A 20,826-nucleotide genomic window follows, 5' to 3' on the forward strand; every position below is an offset into this window, starting at 1 on the left:
TCACGCAAAAATAAACCCAACTCCTACCAAGGGAGTTGGGTTATTACATATTACTTAGTCAATTCAAGATGAGCTCTTAACTTATTCGTAATATCTTGTTTCGCTGCATCCGGAACATAGTAGTACCAAATACCATCAGCGGCTTTGTGACCGTCGCCTGGAATTTGAATTTCTTCACTGTTCTCCATACAATCTTTATAATTCTTTTGAATATCAAACATTTGATCTTGCGTTAAGCTTGTTTTAACATTTTTCTCAATCGCTTTTAATACATCACCGTAATTTGCTAATGAAGAAACACTAGCACCCTTTTTAATTACTGCTTGGATTACTTGACGTTGGCGCATTTGACGGCCAAAGTCACCGCGTGGATCTTCATAACGCATACGAGTATACTTTAATGCTGTTTCACCATTTAAATGGATATTCCCTTTAGCAAAATGTTGCTCTCTTGACGTAAACTCCAAATCGTTATCTACATCAACACCACCAACAGCATCTACAATATCCCTAAATCCAGCCATATTTACTTCAATGTAATGATCAACCGGTACATTTAGGAAATTCTCAACTGTTTTTACAGACATATCAATACCACCAAATGCATAAGCATGGTTGATTTTATCTTTTTTCCCTTTACCTACAATCTCCGTATAAGAGTCACGTGGAATACTCGTAATTTTCATAGATTTTGTTTTTGGATTTAAGGTAAATAACATAAGTGAGTCTGATCTACCTGTCCCATTATCTTCCTGATCTACACCCATCAATAAAATAGAGATAGGTTTATTATCCGAAACGTCTACTTTCTTATCTCGTTTATCAGACTTATCGCGATCCAAAGGCTTATGCACCGTATTTAACGTATTAGATACATTAGAGTAAACAGTATATGCATATACACCACCAGCAATAACAAGAACACCAATGATACCTAGGATCCAAAATAGAATCTTTTTCTTCATTATTTTCTCCTTCTTTCAATTCAAAACTTTAATTAAATCAGTTTGAAGTTTTCTACATAAAATATTAACAAATTATATTATCTTTAGTTTCAAACACTTATATATTATTAGCATCTAGTAATCCTTTATTCCAATTTTATTTTTATAAAATATTAGCTTAATCCACACCACTTCAAAAATTCATTATAGTCTTTGAACATTGGTTTACTATTTAAGAATCCTTCCATATCCTTTTTAGCGTCTAAACTATCCCCAAATGAATAACCACTTTCATAAAATTTTTGCTCATTCCGTTCAAGGAACAACGGGAAAAACTCATGAAACTTGCCAATAGGCGGCAATTGATTATATTTTTTATAGTATTCTACAGCCAATTCTTTTGCTTCATTTATATACTCTTTTTTTCTCTTTTGATAATATTCTTCAATAGACATTATAACCCTCGCTGGATTACCTGCAATAACTACATTATCTGGCACTTCCTTATTAACAAGTGAGTTAGCTCCAATAATGACATTATTCCCTATACTAACTCCTTTTAATATTGTCGAATTTGCACCTACAAAGACATTATTCCCTATTTTCACTTTTCCTGAAGAACCAATTACTTCATGATACATATTTTTCAAGACAGACCAGTCGTAACCGTGAGTTAATATAGTTACCCCTTTTGCAATTTTTACACCTTCTCCAATATTAATAAGCCATGGGCGTGTAACATCAATAAAAGTACTAGGTGGATCATAGATTACAGTTTTATCTCCTATTGAACATCCAGCATTTCTTAGAAAGGATACATACGAACTTGAATCTGCTCGATTTCCATATATAATTTTCTTCACAATCTTTTTTACATACGACATTTGAATTATCTCCTATTTTATAGTACGCAAAATTTTTGCGATTTAAAATCATCTCAAATATTATATATCTAGCTTCTCTCACTTCCTAATAAGTACTATTGGGAAGCCCTAACTCTATATATTATCTTTAAAATCGCTAAGATTTAATTCGATACTTAACAATATAAAGCAAAAACAATGGAATACCAATTACATATCTTTTAAACATTCTCTTTGGTTCCAATAACAAACGAAATACCCATTCTAACTTACAAGTCCGCATCCACTTAGGTGCTCTTCTAACCTTATTTGCAGAAAAATCTAAAAAAGCTCCTACGCCTATTAAAACCTTTGTATTTAACCCTTCAAAGTGTTTTGAAATCCAATTTTCCTGTAATGGCACCCCGAATCCTACTATTAAAATATCTGGGCTATGTTTATTAATATCTTCTATAATCTCTGCTTCATCATCAAAAAAATAGCCATGATGGGAACCAACAATATTCAATTTTTCAAACTTTCCCTCGAAATTTTTCTGAGCCTTCTTAACTACGCCCGGTTCTCCCCCCAAAAGATATACAGTTAATCCTTGTTTCTCTGCATATTCTAATAGTTTAGGGGTAAAATCTGTCCCATTCATATTTTGCGGAAATTTAAAACCAAACAATTTGGAAGCAATGTCCAAACCAATTCCATCATTTAAAAGTAGGTGAGCGTTGTTAATATTTTCTTTATAGGTATTATTTGCCTGAGCAACATTAAAGCAATGTGCGTTTAAAAAAAATACTTTTGTCTTTTCTTCTTTATTTATTCTTTTATCTAGATATTCTATTACTTCATATTCGTTTGTAATATTAACTTGTATATCACCGATTATTTTCTTATCCATTTTTCCCCTCTAGAATACTGATTTTGTTATTTTAATACCGGCATGTTATTTTTTCTTTGCCCGGTTCCATGCACCACGCACACTATTTCTTCTACATTCATTTAATAATATTTCACCTTCACCTTTTAAAAGTGGAGCCTTTATATTTACATAAATAAATTTTATAAATGTTTCTATAAATAGTTTGATTTTGTCTTTTTTATTTGTACACATTAATTTTTTTGTTACTCCTTGGAAATAAAATCTTTCCAAAACCCATTTTTTTGTTAATCGTTCTTTTGGAACAAAGTGCTCCACAACCATACCTGGAATATAGCAGTAGTTCCATCCTTCTTCCTGAATTTTACTAAACAGCCACGTCTCTTCTCCTGAAATAAGTGTAGTACCTTTTCGACCTAAATGGTTGGGAAATTCATACTTATTAAAAACACTCGTCCTAAATGCCATATTAGCACCAAATGGATACAGTTTAGATGGGTATTGTTGCTTATTGGAACCTAAATCCACAATAGTATACGAGTATTCTAAACCTTTAACTAACCAGTCAGGACGATCAGTCTCAAATTTAGGGATTATTTTCCCACCAATTGCATATAAGGTCAAATCTTTCTCAAAAGCAGCGATAATTGTATTTATCCATTCTGAGTCAGGTATGGCATCATCATCTAAGAATGCTATATATTCACAACTTGCTCTTTGAATTGCAGTATTCCTTGCATAAGAAAGTCCTTGACGTTTTTCATTTATATATTCTAAATTATAGTTCAAATCTCCAATTAATTTCTCCACTTCAGCCCTTGTACCATCTGTAGAATTATTGTCTACAATTATTACTTGAGCATCATTGATATTCTTTAATTCGGAAAGTGATTGGATTGTCTCTATTAATAAATCGACCCTATTAAAAGTGCAAATTGCAATGGTCAGCTTTGATTTTCTCATACTTTCTCTCCTTAATACAATTATCATTTCCAGATACTATTATATTTTAGTTATAAATAGATTTTTATCCGAATAAATAATAGTACCCCAACTTTGGTTTTTATTAATAATACTAAAATTAAAATTTATCCTTTAAATTTAATTATACTCCGATATAAAAATAAAGGTGTGATACACTTGATAATCCCTTTAAACAATTCACTTATATTAAGAACGTTATTTTTCCAAGCCTTTAAATAAATTTGAAAAGCTTTTTTTCTCTGTTTATCAAATATTAGAGGTTTAGTTACTACTTGAACTAAGAATGCGTGCTTAGCCTTCTCTGAAATACTATCTTCAACACTCGCTAACCACTTTAAAGATTGTAAATATTTATTGTTGTTACCAATCCTTCCATCTCTTTCATCTAGATAATACGTAGTTAAAGGCTCAGGGAGATTAACAAAATTTGCCCCATTATTACTTAATCTTAAACAAAAATCCCAATCTTGATGTTTTTTTAAAGTAGGATTAAATAAAGTTTCTTTCCCCAACTTACTCGAAAACATATAAGTACTAGTTTGAACCCAATTTTTATCTATTAAAATATATTCTAAAATATTAGTTCCATCCACAAATTCATTATTATTGGAATATCTTATTTTTTTTGCTTCTTTTAATTTTAGATCTGTAAAACATACCATCTTCTCATCATTGAATTGCTGAAGAAATTTCAATTGTCTTTCTAATTTAGTTGGTAACCACTCATCATCAGAATCCAACAATGCTATATATTGTCCTTGGCTTTCCTGAATCCCAATATTTCTAGGTTTTGTTCCTTGAGAATTTTTATCTAATTTAATAAATTTTATTCTACTATCCTCATAACCCTTAATTATTTCCACTGTGTTATCTGTAGAAGCATCATCTACAATTATTAATTCAAAATTTTCATGTGTTTGATTTAATACACTATCGATAGTATTTTTTATCAATGTTTCCCTATTATACGTTGGTACAACTACGCTTACCAAAATATTTTCAACATTCAATAAAAACACCTCCTTTAAAGATTTAAGACACGACTAATAATTATGTCTTCCACTCATGTTCAATTTACAATTTTCCTCACTATCAATCTAAGGATTCTAGATACAATTTTTTCATTTGTTTTCCATATTTAACTGGACAATGCTCTTCTCTTATTCTTTCCAAGCATTTAATACCTTTTTCTTTTATTACATCTCTATCTACTACAATACTCTCTATTATATTTTCCAGATCATTAATTAACTTCTTTCTAATAAAACTTCTAGCTTCTACCCCTACATATTCAGCTTCCCCAGTATTACTTAAAGGCAAATTAATCATCCAGCCCACTTCTTCGCTATTAATCTCTGGCAAGGCTCTTATATTTGTCGTAATCACAGGAACACCTGCCGCTTGCATTTCTAAAACTGAATATCCATAAGTATCGGACCAACTAGGAAGTAAACCCACATGACTCTTTTGCAATAAATTCACTATTTCTATATGTGATAATTCCTTATAATGAATAATCCTATTATTTTTTTGTATTATTTGTTTTATTTCATCAATCTCTTGTCTTGTTACTGGTTTGGTATTATCTTCATATGCCTCTATATCTCCCACTAATATTAATTCTGCTTTTATATTCGGCTCCTTATTACATATCTCATCAAATGCTCTTGTTACTTCATATCCACCTTTTCTAAAAAAATGTCTACCAATAAAAATAAACTTAATCACTAATTCATCTACTGACTTTTCTTCATAACTCTCAACAATTAGCGATTGTGGCGGATGTATAACAACTATTTTATTTTGAACCTCCCTTTGTTTCTCCAAATTACTTTTTTCTAATAAATTCACTTGAATTTTCTTTGCATTTTCAGAAAGAGAAACTATTTTTTTACAATTATCAGATGTTAATACACTTAATTCCGTTTGAAGTAACTCTTCTTTCAAATGATCATGACTATTAGATGTTAGATAAGAGAAAAAAAATTCGTCCCTTCTTGGGACGAATGACTCAAAACTTGTTATATATATAACATCGGACGAACTTACCAAGTTAAAAAAATGATATAAATCTATATCTTTTCTTCGAAAAATACTTCTATGATTAAAAGTATTCCTCACTCCTTTATGCGCCCTACCAAAAATCTTTAGTTGACTATTAATTTTATTTTTTAGAGAGAACCAATTATTATTTTTATCGTAAATATAATCAACATCCTCTACTTTCCCTATAATATTCCTGATTTCGGGATACTTACTTGATACATAACCTACTTTCATTATAAATACTCCTTTTCCAATTAGTAATATTATTAATTTCTTGTATTAAATATCTCTCCCGATTTCATCACTTATAAACATATCTTCTATAAAGATGAAAACCTTATAAAATTACACCTATTATAATTTATTGGTACGCCTACTGTATTTTTTACTAATAATAGGTATTAATACTATTATAAAGTATATAATGCATACTTGAATTGAATGTATAATTTGAGAAGTAAGAAAAGAACAAATTATTAAAAATGGAATATACACTATAGAAATAATCATGAAATATTCATCTTTTGTGTTTATAAAACATTTTATATTAACCCCAAAAGCATATATCATAATTATTATTACAATTCCTACTCCAACTAATCCGAATTTTGAATAGAAGGAAATAAAAAAATTATCTATCCAACTTCCCTCACTAACTAAATGTCCTCCAGCATTTAAAAACTTTAATGGGTAACCAATTCCATTACCTAAAATAGGAGATTGCATTCCTTCTAATATGTTGTTATTAGTATACAATCTAGAATCAATTGATCCACTTCCCTCATTAAACCTATTTAGTATATCTACGGCCACTGAATCCTCCATTAAATGTAAAGTTTTCACACCAACTAAAAGGACTACACATGTTAAAGGAATACATATTAATATAAAAACTAGATGTTTTAATTTTAAGGTTTTTGATAATAAATACTTCATGAATATACATAATCCTATAATCAAAAAGCATACATAATACAATGCAATAATACTTCTAGTCTGTGATAATAAAATGGCTATATTAAATAACACTATAGCAAAAAAATTGAGTTTTACATTTTCCCCTCTGAAAATCATATATAAGGAAAAAAAACTTATCATAAACAATACTGTGACATTCTGAAAGGTTACCCTGCCAGTCGCTCCCCAAATTTCGCTATAAAAATCGCCATAAACACTTGGCAAATAATCCTTCCAAAATAGAGAAAGAAGAATAGCAATAACACTGTATACACTTCCTCCAACTATACACATATTTAGTAAATCTAACATTTGTATTTTGAATTTTTTAATCCAAACCATTAGGGTAAATAAAGTTATAGAAATTTGAATGTACAATACCATCTCTGATTTAATTAACGGATTTCCATTAATTAACCCTTTAATTAATGAAATCATAAATAAACATAAAAGTACAAAAAACCAAATTAAATTAAACATCTTAAATTTAATTCTACTTTTATCTAATTTCAACATGATAAAGACAAACATGATTATCACTATTAACCATCTAAGATCAAAGAAAATACTTCTATGTATATCTATACCTATACCAAACATTTTTTCTATATCGTTATTTCTAGGAATCCCTAATATACTTATTATATAAACACTTAAGGCAAATACATAATTCTTCTTTATTAAACAAATAATAAAGATACCTAATAAAACAAATCCCATATTTTTCTCCTATTTAGAGTAATATTATTTATTTTGAATCAATATTATTTACTTTTTTAAATATTTTTTCGGAAAATACTCTATTAAAACATTCCTATACATGACATTAAGTAATACAAAATTCATCACAAAAAATAAAATGTAATAAATATCAAACTCTTTAAAAGTTGCATATAATGCAAATAAACATAACCCCATAGTTATAACATAAAATTTAAATAGCGAATACTTAACACTATATAAGGATTTGGAAATTAAAGTTCTCATTGTAAAAAACACGATATAGGATATACCTGTAGAGATTGCCGCACCTTTAGCCCCAAAACTAGGAACAAGCACTATATTTCCCACCACATTAGTAATTGCCGCTATTACCGCTATAACTATATGATAACTTGATTTCTTCAAAAAACTTATCCCTAACACTGTCGTCTCAGAAATCGTATACATTACTGGCATAAAAACTAGAAAAGGTATTATTCCACTTGCTTCTCTAAATTCTTCTCCCAATAGAACTACTATTAGATCCTTAAACATAATAATTAAAATACCCATCAAAAACATAATATACGTTACTAAACCATTTATTTTCTGGAAAAATTGAACGTTTTCTTTGTCCTTATGATACGCTTCATATGCTACAGGTACCCAAAAAGTTGTAAAGGCACCCTGTATCGCATTTAATAAAGCAATTATGGAAAAAGCAGCTGAATATATACCTAATTCATTATAATCATTGTACTGTTGGATGAAAATTCTATCAATTGACTGAAACAACCAAGTAACTAAAAATGTAAATACCAAAGGTGCTCCAAATTTTAAAAGTTCTACATTAGAGGTATTCAATTCACCCTTTTTCTTAATACTACTCCATAATCTTCTTTCATAGTACATTGCAATAATGGTAACAACTATATTAGCAATTACAAAAGCATATACTAACACTATAAAGTTATTTTGAAAAAACATAAAGAATATGATGATTAAAGCAATATTTAAAACTTTTTGGATTACTTGTGTACTAGAATATAATTTACCTTTTTGTTGCATACGTATAGCCAGCAATGCAAAGCGATTAAGAATCATAAAGAAATTATTTAAAATTAATAAGATTAACAGTTGATTATTTGATACACCAAAAATTCCATCAGCTAATTGTTTATAAAAAATTACTATCACCATACAACTTACTAAACACATTAACATTGGAATTTTTAAATTTTTATATAATAATTTCCCTCTAACCTTTTCTTCTTCTTCATAAAAATATCGAACAAAAGACTGATCTAATCCTACCAATAGAAGGGCGTTAATTACATTTGTTATTAATAAAAACATTGAAAATTTCCCAAATTCCGTAGGAGAAAATAATCGGGTATTAAGTGGAGATGAAATGAACCCTATTATAAGTACTATTCCACTTCCTAGGGCGTATTCCATAAATTTTTTTAATAAATTGTTTTTTGGATACAAAACTATCACCTAAATCCCTTGACTGGACTTTAATAAACTCATTTCAAATTGATTATTTTGTCTAATTCTTTTTCAATCGTTACTTCATAACTGCATATTTCATTTATTCTATCAGATGCCTTTTTAGACATCTCTTTAAAACCCACTGGGTCGTGATATAAACTTAATATAGCGTTAGCTATATCTTTAGGTCCTTTTGTCAAAAATCCTGCTCTATTCTGATCAACAAATTCCGGAATAGCTGTATTATTTGATGTAATTGGTACTAAACCGCTTGCCATAGCTTCACACATTGAGACCCCTTGGGCATCTTGTCTAGTAGGACATAAAAAAACACCAAATTTTTTGTGCATATCGGCTATCTCTTCTTGTTTTAAAAATCTATTATTTATTTTCACATTTTGAAACCTTTTTAATTGTTCAGTATCTTTCTTGAAATATTTACCTTCTCCATAGATACTAAATTCTAAATCCTTAAACTCTGGGAATTTACTTAACTCTATAATTGCCTTAGCAGCAATATCATTGGCGTATTTTCTATTATGAAAAGGACGAATTAACAGTATTTTTTTTCGTTGCTCTTCATTTTTATGTTCATAATTAAATAACTCTGTGTTAATATAATTTGGAATTATATAGTTATTCTTAAATTTAGTATTAATATCTTTTTCGGCTATTTCTTTCATCCAATTAGAAACAAATATATATGATACGTGTTTTAACTTATTCTGTTCATTAAAACGCTTAAAAGCTTTCAGCTGGTTATAATTCTCTTTTATCTTTAAGCCTCTCCATGCCGATAAATTCCATGGATTAAATAATCGGTGATTCCATTTCAAAGCCTCATATCCATGCACCCATACTAAAACCGGAATATTAATATCTATATTAAGTAAAGCATCAACCATATTCTCTAATAAAAAATGTATTAAAATCCTATCAATTTTTTCTTCTTTCATATATCTATTAAACTCTTTAGGATTCCCTTCAATAACCATCACACCGTCAAAATAATAGACTTCTTTATCCTTTTGATCATTCATAACCCATATAACTGTATTATGTCCGTTCTTAGAATAAGCTTTTACTCTCTGATGAACAAATCCATTTCTATACAAGTTCGTTTTTTTAGGATATTGGTTTGTTAATATAAGAAAATTCATCCTCAACCTCAACCTTCAATAAAAAATTTATAAGTTAAACATCCGAAGTAAGTTACCTAAAAAAGAGGCTAAATTCAATTTGTAGTTATCTACTACTGATTTGACTTAGCCTCTATTTCCCTTTATCTATGATAACACAGGTGAATTAATGATTACTCGATTTCGCCCTATAGAATAATAATTAATTCCTGCCTTTTCCATATTGTCATTATCAAAACAATTTCTACCATCGTATAGATTCGCAAATTTCATCTCTGTTTTAAACACTTTTGCTGGAATCTGCTTAAATTCATCCCATTCTGTTAAAATAAATACCATATCAGTATCCTTTATAACTTCAGTACTGCTATCACAATATATTACATCTGATGGTAACTCTTTTTTTGCATTTTCAATTGCCACTGGATCGTATACCTTTACTCTAGCACCCATCCCAATTAAAGTTGGTATAATAGCTAAAGAAGCCGATTCACGGATATCATCTGTATTGGGTTTAAATGCAAGTCCTAGTACGCCTACTTCTTTATTCTCTAACGAACCAAAATCCTTTATAGCCTGTTCTAAAAGTTTATATTGTTGCTTATTATTGAATTCAATAACTGCACTTAAAAGACTAAAATCATACTCCACATTATCTGCAATTTTCCTTAAAGCTTTGGTATCTTTTGGAAAACATGATCCACCGTAACCAATTCCGGCTTTTAAGAACTGATTTCCCACGCGACTGTCTAATCCCATCCCATATGCAACCTCTTCTATATCTGCATTCACCTTCTCGCAAATATTTGCAATTTCATTTATAAATGAAATTTTTGTAGCAAGAAAGGCATTAGAAGCATATTTAATCATTTCTGCACTACAAATGCTAGTGCGATAAATCATTAAACCAAAAGGTTGATTAATTTTTTCAATTACATCTCCTGCTTCTTTATTATCTGCACCAATGACAATTCTATCTCCATTAAATACATCATAAATTGCCGAACCTTCACGTAAAAATTCAGGATTTGATACTACTTCTACCCCAATTGATTTTCCATTAAGGCTTTTTTTAATATGCTTTTTAATTTTATGATTGGTTCCCACTGGTACTGTACTTTTCACAACTACAATAATATCTTTAGTAACTGAGCGAGCAATATCCTCACATGCACTATAAATATATTCTAAATTTGCTGAGCCATCATCTAATTCAGGTGTTCCAACAGCAAGATATATGATATCAGTTTCTTTATATGCATCTTCATTTGCAATTCCGAAAGCTAAAGTCCCTTTAGATAAGTTTTTTGCTATTAATTCCTCAATCCCTGGCTCATAAATAGGCGAATTACCTTGTCTTAACTTATTAATTTTGTTTTTATCTAAATCCAGACAAGTAACATTATGTCCAATTTCAGCAAGAGATACACCTGTTACTAATCCAACATAGCCTGTGCCAACCACCACTATCTTCATAGTCTTAGACTCCTTTTTATTAAGACGCACCATTAGATTTAAAGATAACTACTATAGTTTTAAATATTATTTTTAAATCTAATGTTAATTTTCGTCTTTTTATATATTTTAAATCTAATTCAACCATTTCTTTAAAGCCAACATTATTTCTTTCAGTCACTTGCCAAAGCCCCGTACAACCAGGAGTTACTAGTAATCTCTGTTTATCGTACGAAGTATATTCTTTCACTTCTCTTAGTAACGGTGGCCTTGGGCCAACTAAACTCATATCACCCTTTAGTACATTAAATAATTGTGGTAATTCATCAATACTTGTTTTACGAATAAATTTTCCGATCCTAGTCACACGAGGATCATCTTTCATTTTAAACATTGCTCCAGATACTTCATTATGTTTTAATAAATCATTTAACCGCTCTTCTGCATCTACTATCATTGAACGGAATTTATACATTCCAAATTCTTTTTCATCCTTTCCAATACGGACCTGCTTAAAAAAAACAGGACCTTTAGGATCTTCTAACTTAATAAGTAATGCTACGATAAGAAAAACTGGAGAAAGAAACACTAGACCCATTACCGAACCAAATATATCCATTAAACGCTTCGTAAATAAATAAAATCCATTTTGGTTTACCTCTTCAGCAACAAGTAACCCTCGTTCTTTTACAGTCCCACTTGATACTTTAGTTAAGGCCAATGCCTTTTCACCTCACTTTATATATGTACATTCTCTTTTTTTACAAGTTCACTCATATAGCTTATTAACTCTTCTCTTAATGATTCGTGTTGAAGGGCCATCTCGATCGTCGTCTTAATAAAACCAAATTTTTCCCCAACATCGTAACGCGTACCTTCAAAATCATAAGCAAATACTCGTTGAATTTCATTTAAACGTTGAATTGCATCTGTTAATTGAATTTCCCCACCAGCACCTGTTTGTTGATTTTCAAGGAACATAAAGATTTCTGGTGTTAATACGTAACGTCCCATAATTGCTAAATTTGATGGTGCTGTACCTTCTGCTGGCTTTTCAACAAATTGACGTACTTGATAACGACGTTCATTTTTTTCAATTGGATCGATAATACCGTAACGATGTGTTTCGCTCTCAGGCACTGTTTGTACACCAATAACTGACGACTGTGTCCCTTCATATTGATCCATTAATTGACGTAAACAAGGTGTTTCAGCTTGTACAATATCATCACCAAGTAATACCGCAAATGGCTCATTTCCAATAAATTTACGCGCACACCATACTGCATGCCCTAGACCTTTTGGTTCTTTCTGTCTTATGTAATGAATATTAATTTTTGAGGAAGCTTGTACTTTTTCTAGCATCTCATACTTTCCTTTTTCTAATAAGCTTTGCTCTAATTCAAAGGAATGATCAAAATGATCTTCAATTGCACGTTTTCCTTTTCCTGTTACAACAATAATATCTTCAATTCCTGATTCTATCGCTTCTTCTATTATGTATTGAATTGTCGGTTTATCAACGATTGGTAACATTTCTTTCGGCATCGCTTTCGTTGCTGGTAAAAATCTTGTTCCCAGACCAGCTGCTGGAATAATTGCTTTTCTTACTTTTTTCAAATCTAGTACCCCCAAAATAAATTATTATATTTATATGTAGCAATAACAAAAAACCTACCTATAAAGTCATAGTTATTACTCCATAGGTAGAGTTTCTGTTAAAAATAAATTATGGGCATCTAACCCATCCTCACGTCATACTCCCGACGACAAGCGTCTAAGGTAGGTTCGAAAATAAATTTTCTACCCACAGCACGACCGAGTGCCCCCGTTGATAACGGTTAGGAGACATCACCAATTCTTTATTTAAAAAATACCGAACAATTTTTTACGACGAATTTGTTCTGGATCTTCTTTGTAAATTGCCTTCCCGCTAATTAATAAGTACGGATTTTCTTTCAAATCACTCATAACATTCATTCCAAATTCTTTCTCAATTAGTTCATAGCTTTCTGCTAAATGAAATCCTCTTGACGTTATGTTATGTGCATCTGAAGCAACCATATGTGTTAAGTTGTGTTCTACAAGTTGAATTGAAAACTTTTTAATTTTTTTACCGAATTTCCCTAATAAACTACCTGCCGTTACTTGCGTTAATGCCCCTTTATTTACAAGGTTATATAACTTATCTGGCCGCTCGATTAACTCGGCATTACGTTCTGGGTGAACGATAATTGGAATCATTCCCTTTACACGTAATTCGTATAATAATTGTTCGGCATAACGAGGTACGTGATTCGATGGAAATTCAATGAATATATATTTATTTGTTTCATTTAAAGTAACGATTTTACCAGCTTCATAGTCTTCTAATAAATCGCCATATAACCTGACTTCTTGCCCAGGTAAAATAGTAAGTGAAATATTATGTTGTTGTAGTTCATCATTTAGTTGTTTTACTTGATGAATAATTGAGGTACGTTCATTTACATATTTTCCATTTTGATGGTGCGGTGTTGCGACAATTGTATGAATTCCTTCCTCTATTGCCTTTTGCGCCATCACTAAACTATCTGTTACTGTTTGTGCACCGTCATCGATACCAGGTAAAATGTGACAATGTAAATCAATCATTTTTTCACCCTCCCTCTCGTATAAAGATCCTTTTTTCCCTTGAATATGAGATAAATCTCATATTCAAGGGAAAAAAGGAGATATGTTCTTGCCATATCTCACTTTTAAGTTAGTTTGCACCGTAATAGTAGTATAAGCCGTGTTCTCGCTCACGATCGTTCAGAACAACGCCTAACAATTTACCTTTTGCCGAATCTAATAATCCTTTTGCTTTTACAGCCGTTTCTTTCTCTGTCGCTTCACTACGTACGACAAGAATAGATGCATCACATACATTTGCCATAATTTGCGCATCCGTTACAGCTAAAATTGGTGGTAAGTCAAAGATAACTAAGTCGTACATACTATATGCTTGTGCAAGAAGTTCTTGCATCGATTTTGAACCTAATAATTCCGCTGGATTTGGCGGGATTGGCCCACACGCTAAAAAGTGTAGATTATCAACTGATGTTTTTTGCACACACTTCTCAAAACGCTCACTATGTGTTAATACGTTCGTCAATCCGAAAATATTATCAACTTGGAACATTTGATGCATCGCCGGTTTACGCATATCTGCATCAATTAATAATACTTTCTTACCTTGTTGAGCAAATACAACTGCCATATTCGCTGTCGTCGTTGTTTTCCCTTCACTTGGGTTCGCAGACGTTACCATTAATGAATGTAAATTTGTATCAACAGACGCAAACTCAACATTCGTTCGAATATTACGATATTGTTCGGAAATTGGTGATTTCGGTTGTTGATGAGCAATTAATTGACGACGTTGACGATGATTCTTTTTCTTTTTAAATAAATTAAGAGCCAATTGTTTGTCCCCTCACTTTTCTTGATGATGGAGCGTGCGATTTCACACTTGGTGTTTCTTCATCCATGCGAGCTACAATACCTAACACTGGTAAACCAAGTAAGTTTTCTACATCTTCTTCTTTTTTCACTGTGTTATCTAAGTATTCTAGTAAGAATGCAAGACCAACTGCAGCCATTAAGCCAACAACGAAGGCAATTGCTACATTTAACATTGGACGTGGTTTAATCGGAGATTGATTTTCTGCAACTTCCGCTTTAGATAGTACTGTTACGTTATCCACGTTCATAATTTTTGCAACTTCACCTTTAAATACATCTGCAGTAGCATTTGCAATATCACGAGCTAATTTCGGATCTTTGTCCTCAGCTGTTACAGAGATTACCTGTGAATCTTTTTCATTCGCAACATTAATCTTTCCTGTTAACGCTTGCGCTGTCATATTTAATTTTAATTTTTCATTTACTTGATCTAAGATTACTGGGCTTTTAATAATAACCTTATATGTATTCGTTAATTGAATATTCGTTTGAACTTCACCAGCTTGAATCATTGCACCTTCTTGTTTCTTCTGGTTAACAAGAATTTGCGTCGAAGATTGATAGATTGGTGTCATAAAGAAGAAGCTAATGATAGCACTTACAATGGCTGCACCAAAGGCGATTACGAGGATCATTGCTAAACGTTTTTTTAAAATATGAAATAACTCTTTCAAACTAATTGTTTCTTCCATAAGTTCCTCCAACTTTCTAAAATTTGCACATAAGAAAAATTATAACATATAAATCTTACATTTTTTATTTTGATTGATTTCGTTCGACATTTATTCACATCAAGCACATATAATCTTACAAAATAATCTTAAATCTGACAACACATTCCAACAAATTTCCAAAATTTCCATTATATCATGTTTTTTATATAATGCAATTATATACTTTACAAAAATTCGAAAAAGCCGATAAAATTATTTATCAGCTCAGAATTTACTATTCTACACATTATTTTCTAATAATATCCATATTGTTCCTTTTCTTCTCTCTTATCGTTTAAAACGACACCAAGTTGTTTACCAGATGCCTTGTCTAATATTTGCTTCGCCTTTACGATTTTATCTTTTTCTGTTTTTTCACTACGTACGACCAGTACAATTCCATCACATTTATTTGCAAGTATTTGTGCATCGGTAACCGCAAGGACTGGTGGTGTGTCGATTAAAATAATATCAAACATGTTATATGCTTCTAGTAATAGCTCGTCCATTGCCCGGCTACCTAATAGTTCAGCCGGGTTTGGCGGGATTGGACCTGAAGTCATTAAGTATACATTCTCTATATCTGTTTTTTGAATACATTGCATGAATTTCGCTTGTCCTGATAATAGGTTCGTTAAGCCATTAGGGCTATGAACAGCAAATAAGTTTTGAATTGTTGGCTTACGTAAGTCTGCTCCAATTAACAATACCTTTTTCCCTTGTTGACCGAAAACAACTGCTAGATTGGAAACGGTCGTTGTTTTTCCTTCACCCGGATTTGCCGAAGTGACAACAATAGAACGGATACTGCTATCTATAGATGTAAACTCAATGTTTGTACGGATGTTACGGTACTGTTCCGCAATACGTGACTTAGGCTCTTTATGTGTAATTAATTGTCGTAATGGTTTTCTTTTTTTTCTCCCGAACATGGTATGATCTCCTCTTTTCAAAATGCGACACTTTCCCCTTTATCTCTCTATGTTCGATATGCTACGCTCATTTTTCATTTTTTTATACTGTTAATTTCCCCCATCACTTTCCTCTACACTTCATCATAACCAATCATAATAAGCTTTGTCCTAGCTCATACCCTTTATAATGTGACAACCGCGTCTCTATTTTTATCGCGCTATCATTTATCTTAGTTTCAAGATATTTATAGCGTCATTATATACGAACTTCCATTCATTTACAACAAGAATTCTGATTAATCTGTATTTTAATATTTCGGATAAAAGATATATAAATTAAAAAAATTCTCCTGCATGTTGCAGAAGAATTTTTTTAATTCACATCTATTCTTTTTTATCACCAATCGCAAATGTAATTTCAGCTTCACAAGCAATTTCACCATCTACTGTTGCGATTGCTTTTCCTTTTCCGATTGGACCACGTACACGCGTCATTTCTACTTCTAGACGAAGTTGATCACCTGGACGTACTTGTTTTTTGAAACGACAATTGTCGATACCTGCGAAGAAAGCAAGTCTTCCGCGGTTTTCTTCTTTCTTTAATACAGCAACTGCTCCAACTTGTGCTAATGCTTCTACAATAAGTACACCGGGCATAACTGCGTAGTCAGGAAAGTGCCCGTTAAAGAATTCTTCGTTTGCGGATACATTTTTAATTCCAACCGCTCTTTTTCCTTCATCTACTTCTAATATTTTATCAACAAGTAAAAATGGATAGCGGTGAGGAATGATTTCTTTAATTTGTTCTATATTTAGCATATAACAATCGCCCCTTTTGTAATATTGGTCTTACCACTTGGACATATTGTCTATTATCCCATTTTGTTTATTGTTTGTCATTATAAAGTGAAACTTTACTTCCTATTTATAAAAAAATGCATACACTCTATTCTCTTAAAATAGTTGCATATCCTTGCAACTGACACGGAGGTAGAAAAGAGTGTATGCCCAGATTAGGGAAAGGCAATATGTATTTGAACATGATTTGCCTTAATGTCGTATTCGACTCATTATATTATAAACGTTTTCAAATACGGAAATATTAAATTTAACCATATATATGAATATTTTACCTATATTCTTCGTTTTTCTTTATTTTTCTTCTATTTTCTCAATAAATCGAAATACAAAAATAAAAATACAAAAAAAGAACTAAGGCTTACACCTTAGTTCCTTTCACTTTATCGTAAAGCACGCTTTGGTAATCTATCGATATTCTCTAACATAATACCTGTACCAACCGCAACGCAGTGCATTGGGTTTTCAGCAATTAATACTGGTACTTTTAGCTCTTCTGCTAGAAGCATATCAATACCGTGTAGTAAAGCTCCACCGCCTGTTAGAATAACACCGCGGTCGATGATGTCCGCTGATAATTCTGGTGGTGTGCGCTCTAGTACGCCTTTTGCAGCTTGTACAATAACAGCTGCATTTTCTTTTAATGCTTCTGTAATTTCTTCAGAGCATACTGTAATTGTGCGTGGTAAACCTGTTACCATGTCGCGTCCGCGAATTTCAAGTTCTTCGCTACGTGCACCTGGGAATACTGTACCAACTTTAATTTTAATATCTTCTGAAGTACGTTCTCCAATTAATAGCTTATACTTACGTTTAATGTAGTTTAAAATCTCCATATCAAACTTATCGCCAGCCATTTTGATAGAGGAAGAGGTAACAATATCACCCATAGATAGTACAGCGATATCTGTTGTACCTCCACCAATATCAACAACCATGTTACCGCTTGGTTGGAAGATTTCCATACCAGCACCAACTGCGGCTACTTTTGGTTCTTCTTCTAAAAATACCGTTTTACCACCTGAACGTTCAGCAGCCTCACGAATTGCTTTTTGTTCTACTGATGTGATATTTGTTGGACAACAAATTAAAATGCGAGGTTTTGAAAAGAAGCTCTTTACGTCCAATTTGTTAATGAAATACTTCAACATTGCTTCTGTAATTTCGAAATCTGCGATTACACCATCTTTTAGTGGACGAATGGCTACAATATTACCAGGCGTACGTCCCACCATACTTCTTGCTTCTTCACCTACTGCTAATACTTTACCTGTGTTACGATCAATAGCAACAACAGATGGCTCATTTAATACAATACCTTTACCTTTAACATGGATTAATACGTTAGCCGTACCTAGGTCAATTCCGATATCTCGCGCAAACATTCCCGTTTTTTCCTCCTCGATATTCAAAATCAGGTTACACCCGAATTCTTTTACACCTAATTTCTGATTTTATCATAAATTTAACAGAAACGTAATATTCGCAAAAAGAATTCTTCTGAAAAATATTACCGAATTGAAACGGAATGCTTGCGATCGCATATTTATTGACGTACCGGCTTTTCTACATCTTCTTTTCTATACTTTTGCTTTGTTGCTTCTCCGCCTCTTAAATGACGAATAGACTTATGATAATCAAGAATTTCTTTCACTTCATTTGCGAGCTCTGGATTAATTTCTGGTAGACGCTCCGTTAAATCTTTATGGACTGTACTCTTTGATACCCCAAATTCCTTTGCAATGACACGCACTGTCTTTCTTGTCTCCACGATATACTTACCAATCTTGATAGTTCTCTCTTTGATGTAATCGTGCACACCACTCGCCTCCCTAAATTGGATGTGAGAAGTGTGAAATGAGCCTCGCTGCATACGACTTAGAAGTAAGTGTGAGTGCTGTTTGTAAGCGTTAAACATTCTTGGATTTATAATGAAATGATTCACGATTTCTCACCTCAAACACTCTCTTTGCTTTGGTTTATACCATTGTATTGCCCGCACTACTGATATATGCTACATGTTCACTATTTTTGCGGACTAAGTTAAGAAAAATTACGTTTTTTTGTGAGAAATACGTTAACAGTGACTATTTTGGCAAAAAAAATGACACCTTGTATATAAGGCGTCATTCTTCTCTTTCAAATTCTTCTTCTAACAATTGATGGTGGGGAACCTCTTTCTTACCGGCAATGTAATAATATAGAGTGAATAAAACAAACAATAAAATAATAGCAGTCGACAGAACAAACAAAAATGACACAGTATCCCCTCCTTTTTGTAATATATATTCGTGAATCTCGTCATTTTTCCTTGTTATTGCAACTTTTTTCTCGAAATTGAGTATTTTTATATAGAAATAAAAAAATCAGCTCTCTATTGAGAACTGATTTTTTCACTTTCTTATTCTTGTGAAGAAGAACTGTTAGATGATTCTGTAGAACCATTTGTTGATTTTTCTTCTTTCTTCGGTTCTTCTTTTTTGTCACTAGTTGAACCGCTAGTTGATTTCTCTTCTTTTTGAGACTTGTCTTCTGTTTTACTTTCTGGTTTCGTGCTCGTTGACTTTTCTTCTTTTTGAGATTTGTCATCAGCTTTTTTACCAGAAGCGTTCGTTGCCTTTGCAGCACCTGCATCAGCTTTAATTTCTGCTACTGACTTATTTAAGTAGCGCTCAGGGTTCACAGCCACATTGTCTTTACGTACTTCAAAGTGAACGTGAGAACCTGCTTCTTTATTCATTGCACTTAGACCGGATTTTCCTAATACTTCACCTTGTACAACTCGTGCACCTTTTTCTACTTTCACACTGCCTAAGCTTTGATAAGAAGCTGCTACACCATTTCCGCTATCAACTGTTACAACATAACCAAGAAGTGAATCTTTTTCAGCTTTCGTTACTGTACCACTTAAAGCAGCTGTAACATTGAATTCTTTTCCATTCTTCGCAGCAATGTCAATTCCTTTGTTCGGGGAATATGTGTTGTTATAAAAGACAAGTGCTTTTTCTTGTTCCGCCTCAGTTGCTGCATCTTCATAGAACTTCTTCTGTACAACTACTTCCGCATTAGCAGGAGCTGGCATTTTCACTACTTCTGAAGACTTCGTTACTGGTACTGCTGGATCTTCCGTTTGTGTATACGGCGTTGCTTGATCTTGGTTCGGAGTCTTCTTCGGATTAGCTCCTTGGAACCATAGCGCAACCATTAAAATTACCGCTGCACAAGCAATGTATAGTGCCGGAAATACCCATCTTTTTTGAAATAAATGTACTACCTTTTGCGACTTTTTATTATTTCTTCCTCGCATTCCATCATCACCTCAGCAATCATTTTGAACAATATTCACGCATCCTATACAACCTATAACTAATTACTTTTCGACAAAATATGTAAAAATATGTAT

21 protein-coding genes are annotated in these 20,826 nt (G+C 32.0%); all 21 read right to left on the reverse strand.

The annotated features are described in order from the left end of the window. Positions 1 to 50: 50 nt before the first annotated feature. A complete protein-coding gene (tagU, locus tag ACTFRN_RS15190; protein WP_074567501.1) occupies positions 51 to 965 on the reverse strand; it encodes a polyisoprenyl-teichoic acid--peptidoglycan teichoic acid transferase TagU in 915 nt (304 codons plus the stop codon). A 152-nt stretch (positions 966 to 1,117) separates the two neighbouring features. Then, entirely contained in the window at positions 1,118 to 1,828 is a 711-nt protein-coding gene (locus tag ACTFRN_RS15195) for an acyltransferase (RefSeq protein WP_074567502.1), read from the reverse strand. Positions 1,829 to 1,964: 136 nt separating this feature from the next. Beyond that, positions 1,965 to 2,696: a WecB/TagA/CpsF family glycosyltransferase gene (locus ACTFRN_RS15200; RefSeq protein WP_074567503.1), complete on the reverse strand. Its 732-nt coding sequence runs from the start codon at positions 2,694 to 2,696 to the stop codon at positions 1,965 to 1,967. 45 nt (positions 2,697 to 2,741) lie between these two features. Further along, positions 2,742 to 3,638 (reverse strand): glycosyltransferase, encoded by an 897-nt coding sequence (locus tag ACTFRN_RS15205; RefSeq protein ID WP_074567504.1) that lies wholly within the window; start codon positions 3,636 to 3,638, stop codon positions 2,742 to 2,744. Positions 3,639 to 3,763: 125 nt separating this feature from the next. Then, positions 3,764 to 4,669: a glycosyltransferase family 2 protein gene (locus ACTFRN_RS15210; RefSeq protein ID WP_074567505.1), complete on the reverse strand. Its 906-nt coding sequence runs from the start codon at positions 4,667 to 4,669 to the stop codon at positions 3,764 to 3,766. A gap of 82 nt (positions 4,670 to 4,751) precedes the next feature. Next, on the reverse strand, positions 4,752 to 5,939 hold the full coding sequence (locus ACTFRN_RS15215; RefSeq protein ID WP_074567506.1) for a glycosyltransferase family 4 protein: 1,188 nt from the start codon (positions 5,937 to 5,939) through the stop codon (positions 4,752 to 4,754). A 120-nt stretch (positions 5,940 to 6,059) separates the two neighbouring features. Further along, on the reverse strand, positions 6,060 to 7,382 hold the full coding sequence (locus ACTFRN_RS15220; RefSeq protein WP_088106310.1) for a hypothetical protein: 1,323 nt from the start codon (positions 7,380 to 7,382) through the stop codon (positions 6,060 to 6,062). A gap of 48 nt (positions 7,383 to 7,430) precedes the next feature. Then, positions 7,431 to 8,855, reverse strand: a complete 1,425-nt coding sequence (locus tag ACTFRN_RS15225; RefSeq protein WP_088339396.1) for an oligosaccharide flippase family protein — start codon at positions 8,853 to 8,855, stop codon at positions 7,431 to 7,433. 38 nt (positions 8,856 to 8,893) lie between these two features. Then, positions 8,894 to 10,018 (reverse strand): glycosyltransferase family 4 protein, encoded by a 1,125-nt coding sequence (locus ACTFRN_RS15230; RefSeq protein WP_074567740.1) that lies wholly within the window; start codon positions 10,016 to 10,018, stop codon positions 8,894 to 8,896. Positions 10,019 to 10,144: 126 nt separating this feature from the next. Next, positions 10,145 to 11,473: a UDP-glucose dehydrogenase family protein gene (locus tag ACTFRN_RS15235; protein WP_074567739.1), complete on the reverse strand. Its 1,329-nt coding sequence runs from the start codon at positions 11,471 to 11,473 to the stop codon at positions 10,145 to 10,147. 19 nt (positions 11,474 to 11,492) lie between these two features. Further along, on the reverse strand, positions 11,493 to 12,173 hold the full coding sequence (locus ACTFRN_RS15240) for a sugar transferase (protein ID WP_074567738.1): 681 nt from the start codon (positions 12,171 to 12,173) through the stop codon (positions 11,493 to 11,495). A 17-nt stretch (positions 12,174 to 12,190) separates the two neighbouring features. Continuing rightward, the gene (gene galU / locus ACTFRN_RS15245) at positions 12,191 to 13,072 is read right to left on the reverse strand and encodes a UTP--glucose-1-phosphate uridylyltransferase GalU (RefSeq protein ID WP_074567737.1); all 882 of its coding nucleotides are present in this window, start codon (positions 13,070 to 13,072) and stop codon (positions 12,191 to 12,193) included. Positions 13,073 to 13,318: 246 nt separating this feature from the next. Next, positions 13,319 to 14,086 (reverse strand): tyrosine-protein phosphatase, encoded by a 768-nt coding sequence (locus ACTFRN_RS15250; protein WP_074567736.1) that lies wholly within the window; start codon positions 14,084 to 14,086, stop codon positions 13,319 to 13,321. Positions 14,087 to 14,195: 109 nt separating this feature from the next. Beyond that, positions 14,196 to 14,897 carry a CpsD/CapB family tyrosine-protein kinase gene (locus ACTFRN_RS15255; RefSeq protein WP_001207185.1) on the reverse strand — a complete coding sequence of 234 codons (702 nt, stop codon included), beginning with the start codon at positions 14,895 to 14,897 and terminating at the stop codon, positions 14,196 to 14,198. Further along, the gene (locus tag ACTFRN_RS15260) at positions 14,887 to 15,630 is read right to left on the reverse strand and encodes a YveK family protein (RefSeq protein ID WP_000393144.1); all 744 of its coding nucleotides are present in this window, start codon (positions 15,628 to 15,630) and stop codon (positions 14,887 to 14,889) included. Before ACTFRN_RS15260 ends, ACTFRN_RS15255 begins: the two co-directional genes overlap by 11 nt. A 275-nt stretch (positions 15,631 to 15,905) precedes the next feature. After that, positions 15,906 to 16,583, reverse strand: coding sequence for a CpsD/CapB family tyrosine-protein kinase (locus ACTFRN_RS15265; protein ID WP_000467927.1), 678 nt, complete (start codon positions 16,581 to 16,583; stop codon positions 15,906 to 15,908). Positions 16,584 to 16,949: 366 nt separating this feature from the next. Then, on the reverse strand, positions 16,950 to 17,384 hold the full coding sequence (gene fabZ, locus ACTFRN_RS15270; RefSeq protein ID WP_000931956.1) for a 3-hydroxyacyl-ACP dehydratase FabZ: 435 nt from the start codon (positions 17,382 to 17,384) through the stop codon (positions 16,950 to 16,952). Positions 17,385 to 17,806: 422 nt separating this feature from the next. Next, complete coding sequence (locus tag ACTFRN_RS15275) at positions 17,807 to 18,808, reverse strand: rod shape-determining protein (protein ID WP_000457987.1); 1,002 nt, start codon at positions 18,806 to 18,808, stop codon at positions 17,807 to 17,809. A gap of 161 nt (positions 18,809 to 18,969) precedes the next feature. After that, positions 18,970 to 19,242, reverse strand: a complete 273-nt coding sequence (gene spoIIID / locus ACTFRN_RS15280; protein WP_000544012.1) for a sporulation transcriptional regulator SpoIIID — start codon at positions 19,240 to 19,242, stop codon at positions 18,970 to 18,972. Positions 19,243 to 19,549: 307 nt separating this feature from the next. After that, positions 19,550 to 19,684: a hypothetical protein gene (locus ACTFRN_RS15285; protein WP_000008901.1), complete on the reverse strand. Its 135-nt coding sequence runs from the start codon at positions 19,682 to 19,684 to the stop codon at positions 19,550 to 19,552. A 140-nt stretch (positions 19,685 to 19,824) separates the two neighbouring features. Continuing rightward, positions 19,825 to 20,730: a M23 family metallopeptidase gene (locus tag ACTFRN_RS15290; protein WP_001214941.1), complete on the reverse strand. Its 906-nt coding sequence runs from the start codon at positions 20,728 to 20,730 to the stop codon at positions 19,825 to 19,827. Positions 20,731 to 20,826 lie beyond the last annotated feature (96 nt).

The sequence above is a fragment of the Bacillus cereus group sp. MYBK245-2 genome, assembly GCF_051916145.1.
Classification (GTDB): Bacteria; Bacillota; Bacilli; order Bacillales; family Bacillaceae_G; genus Bacillus_A; species Bacillus_A pacificus.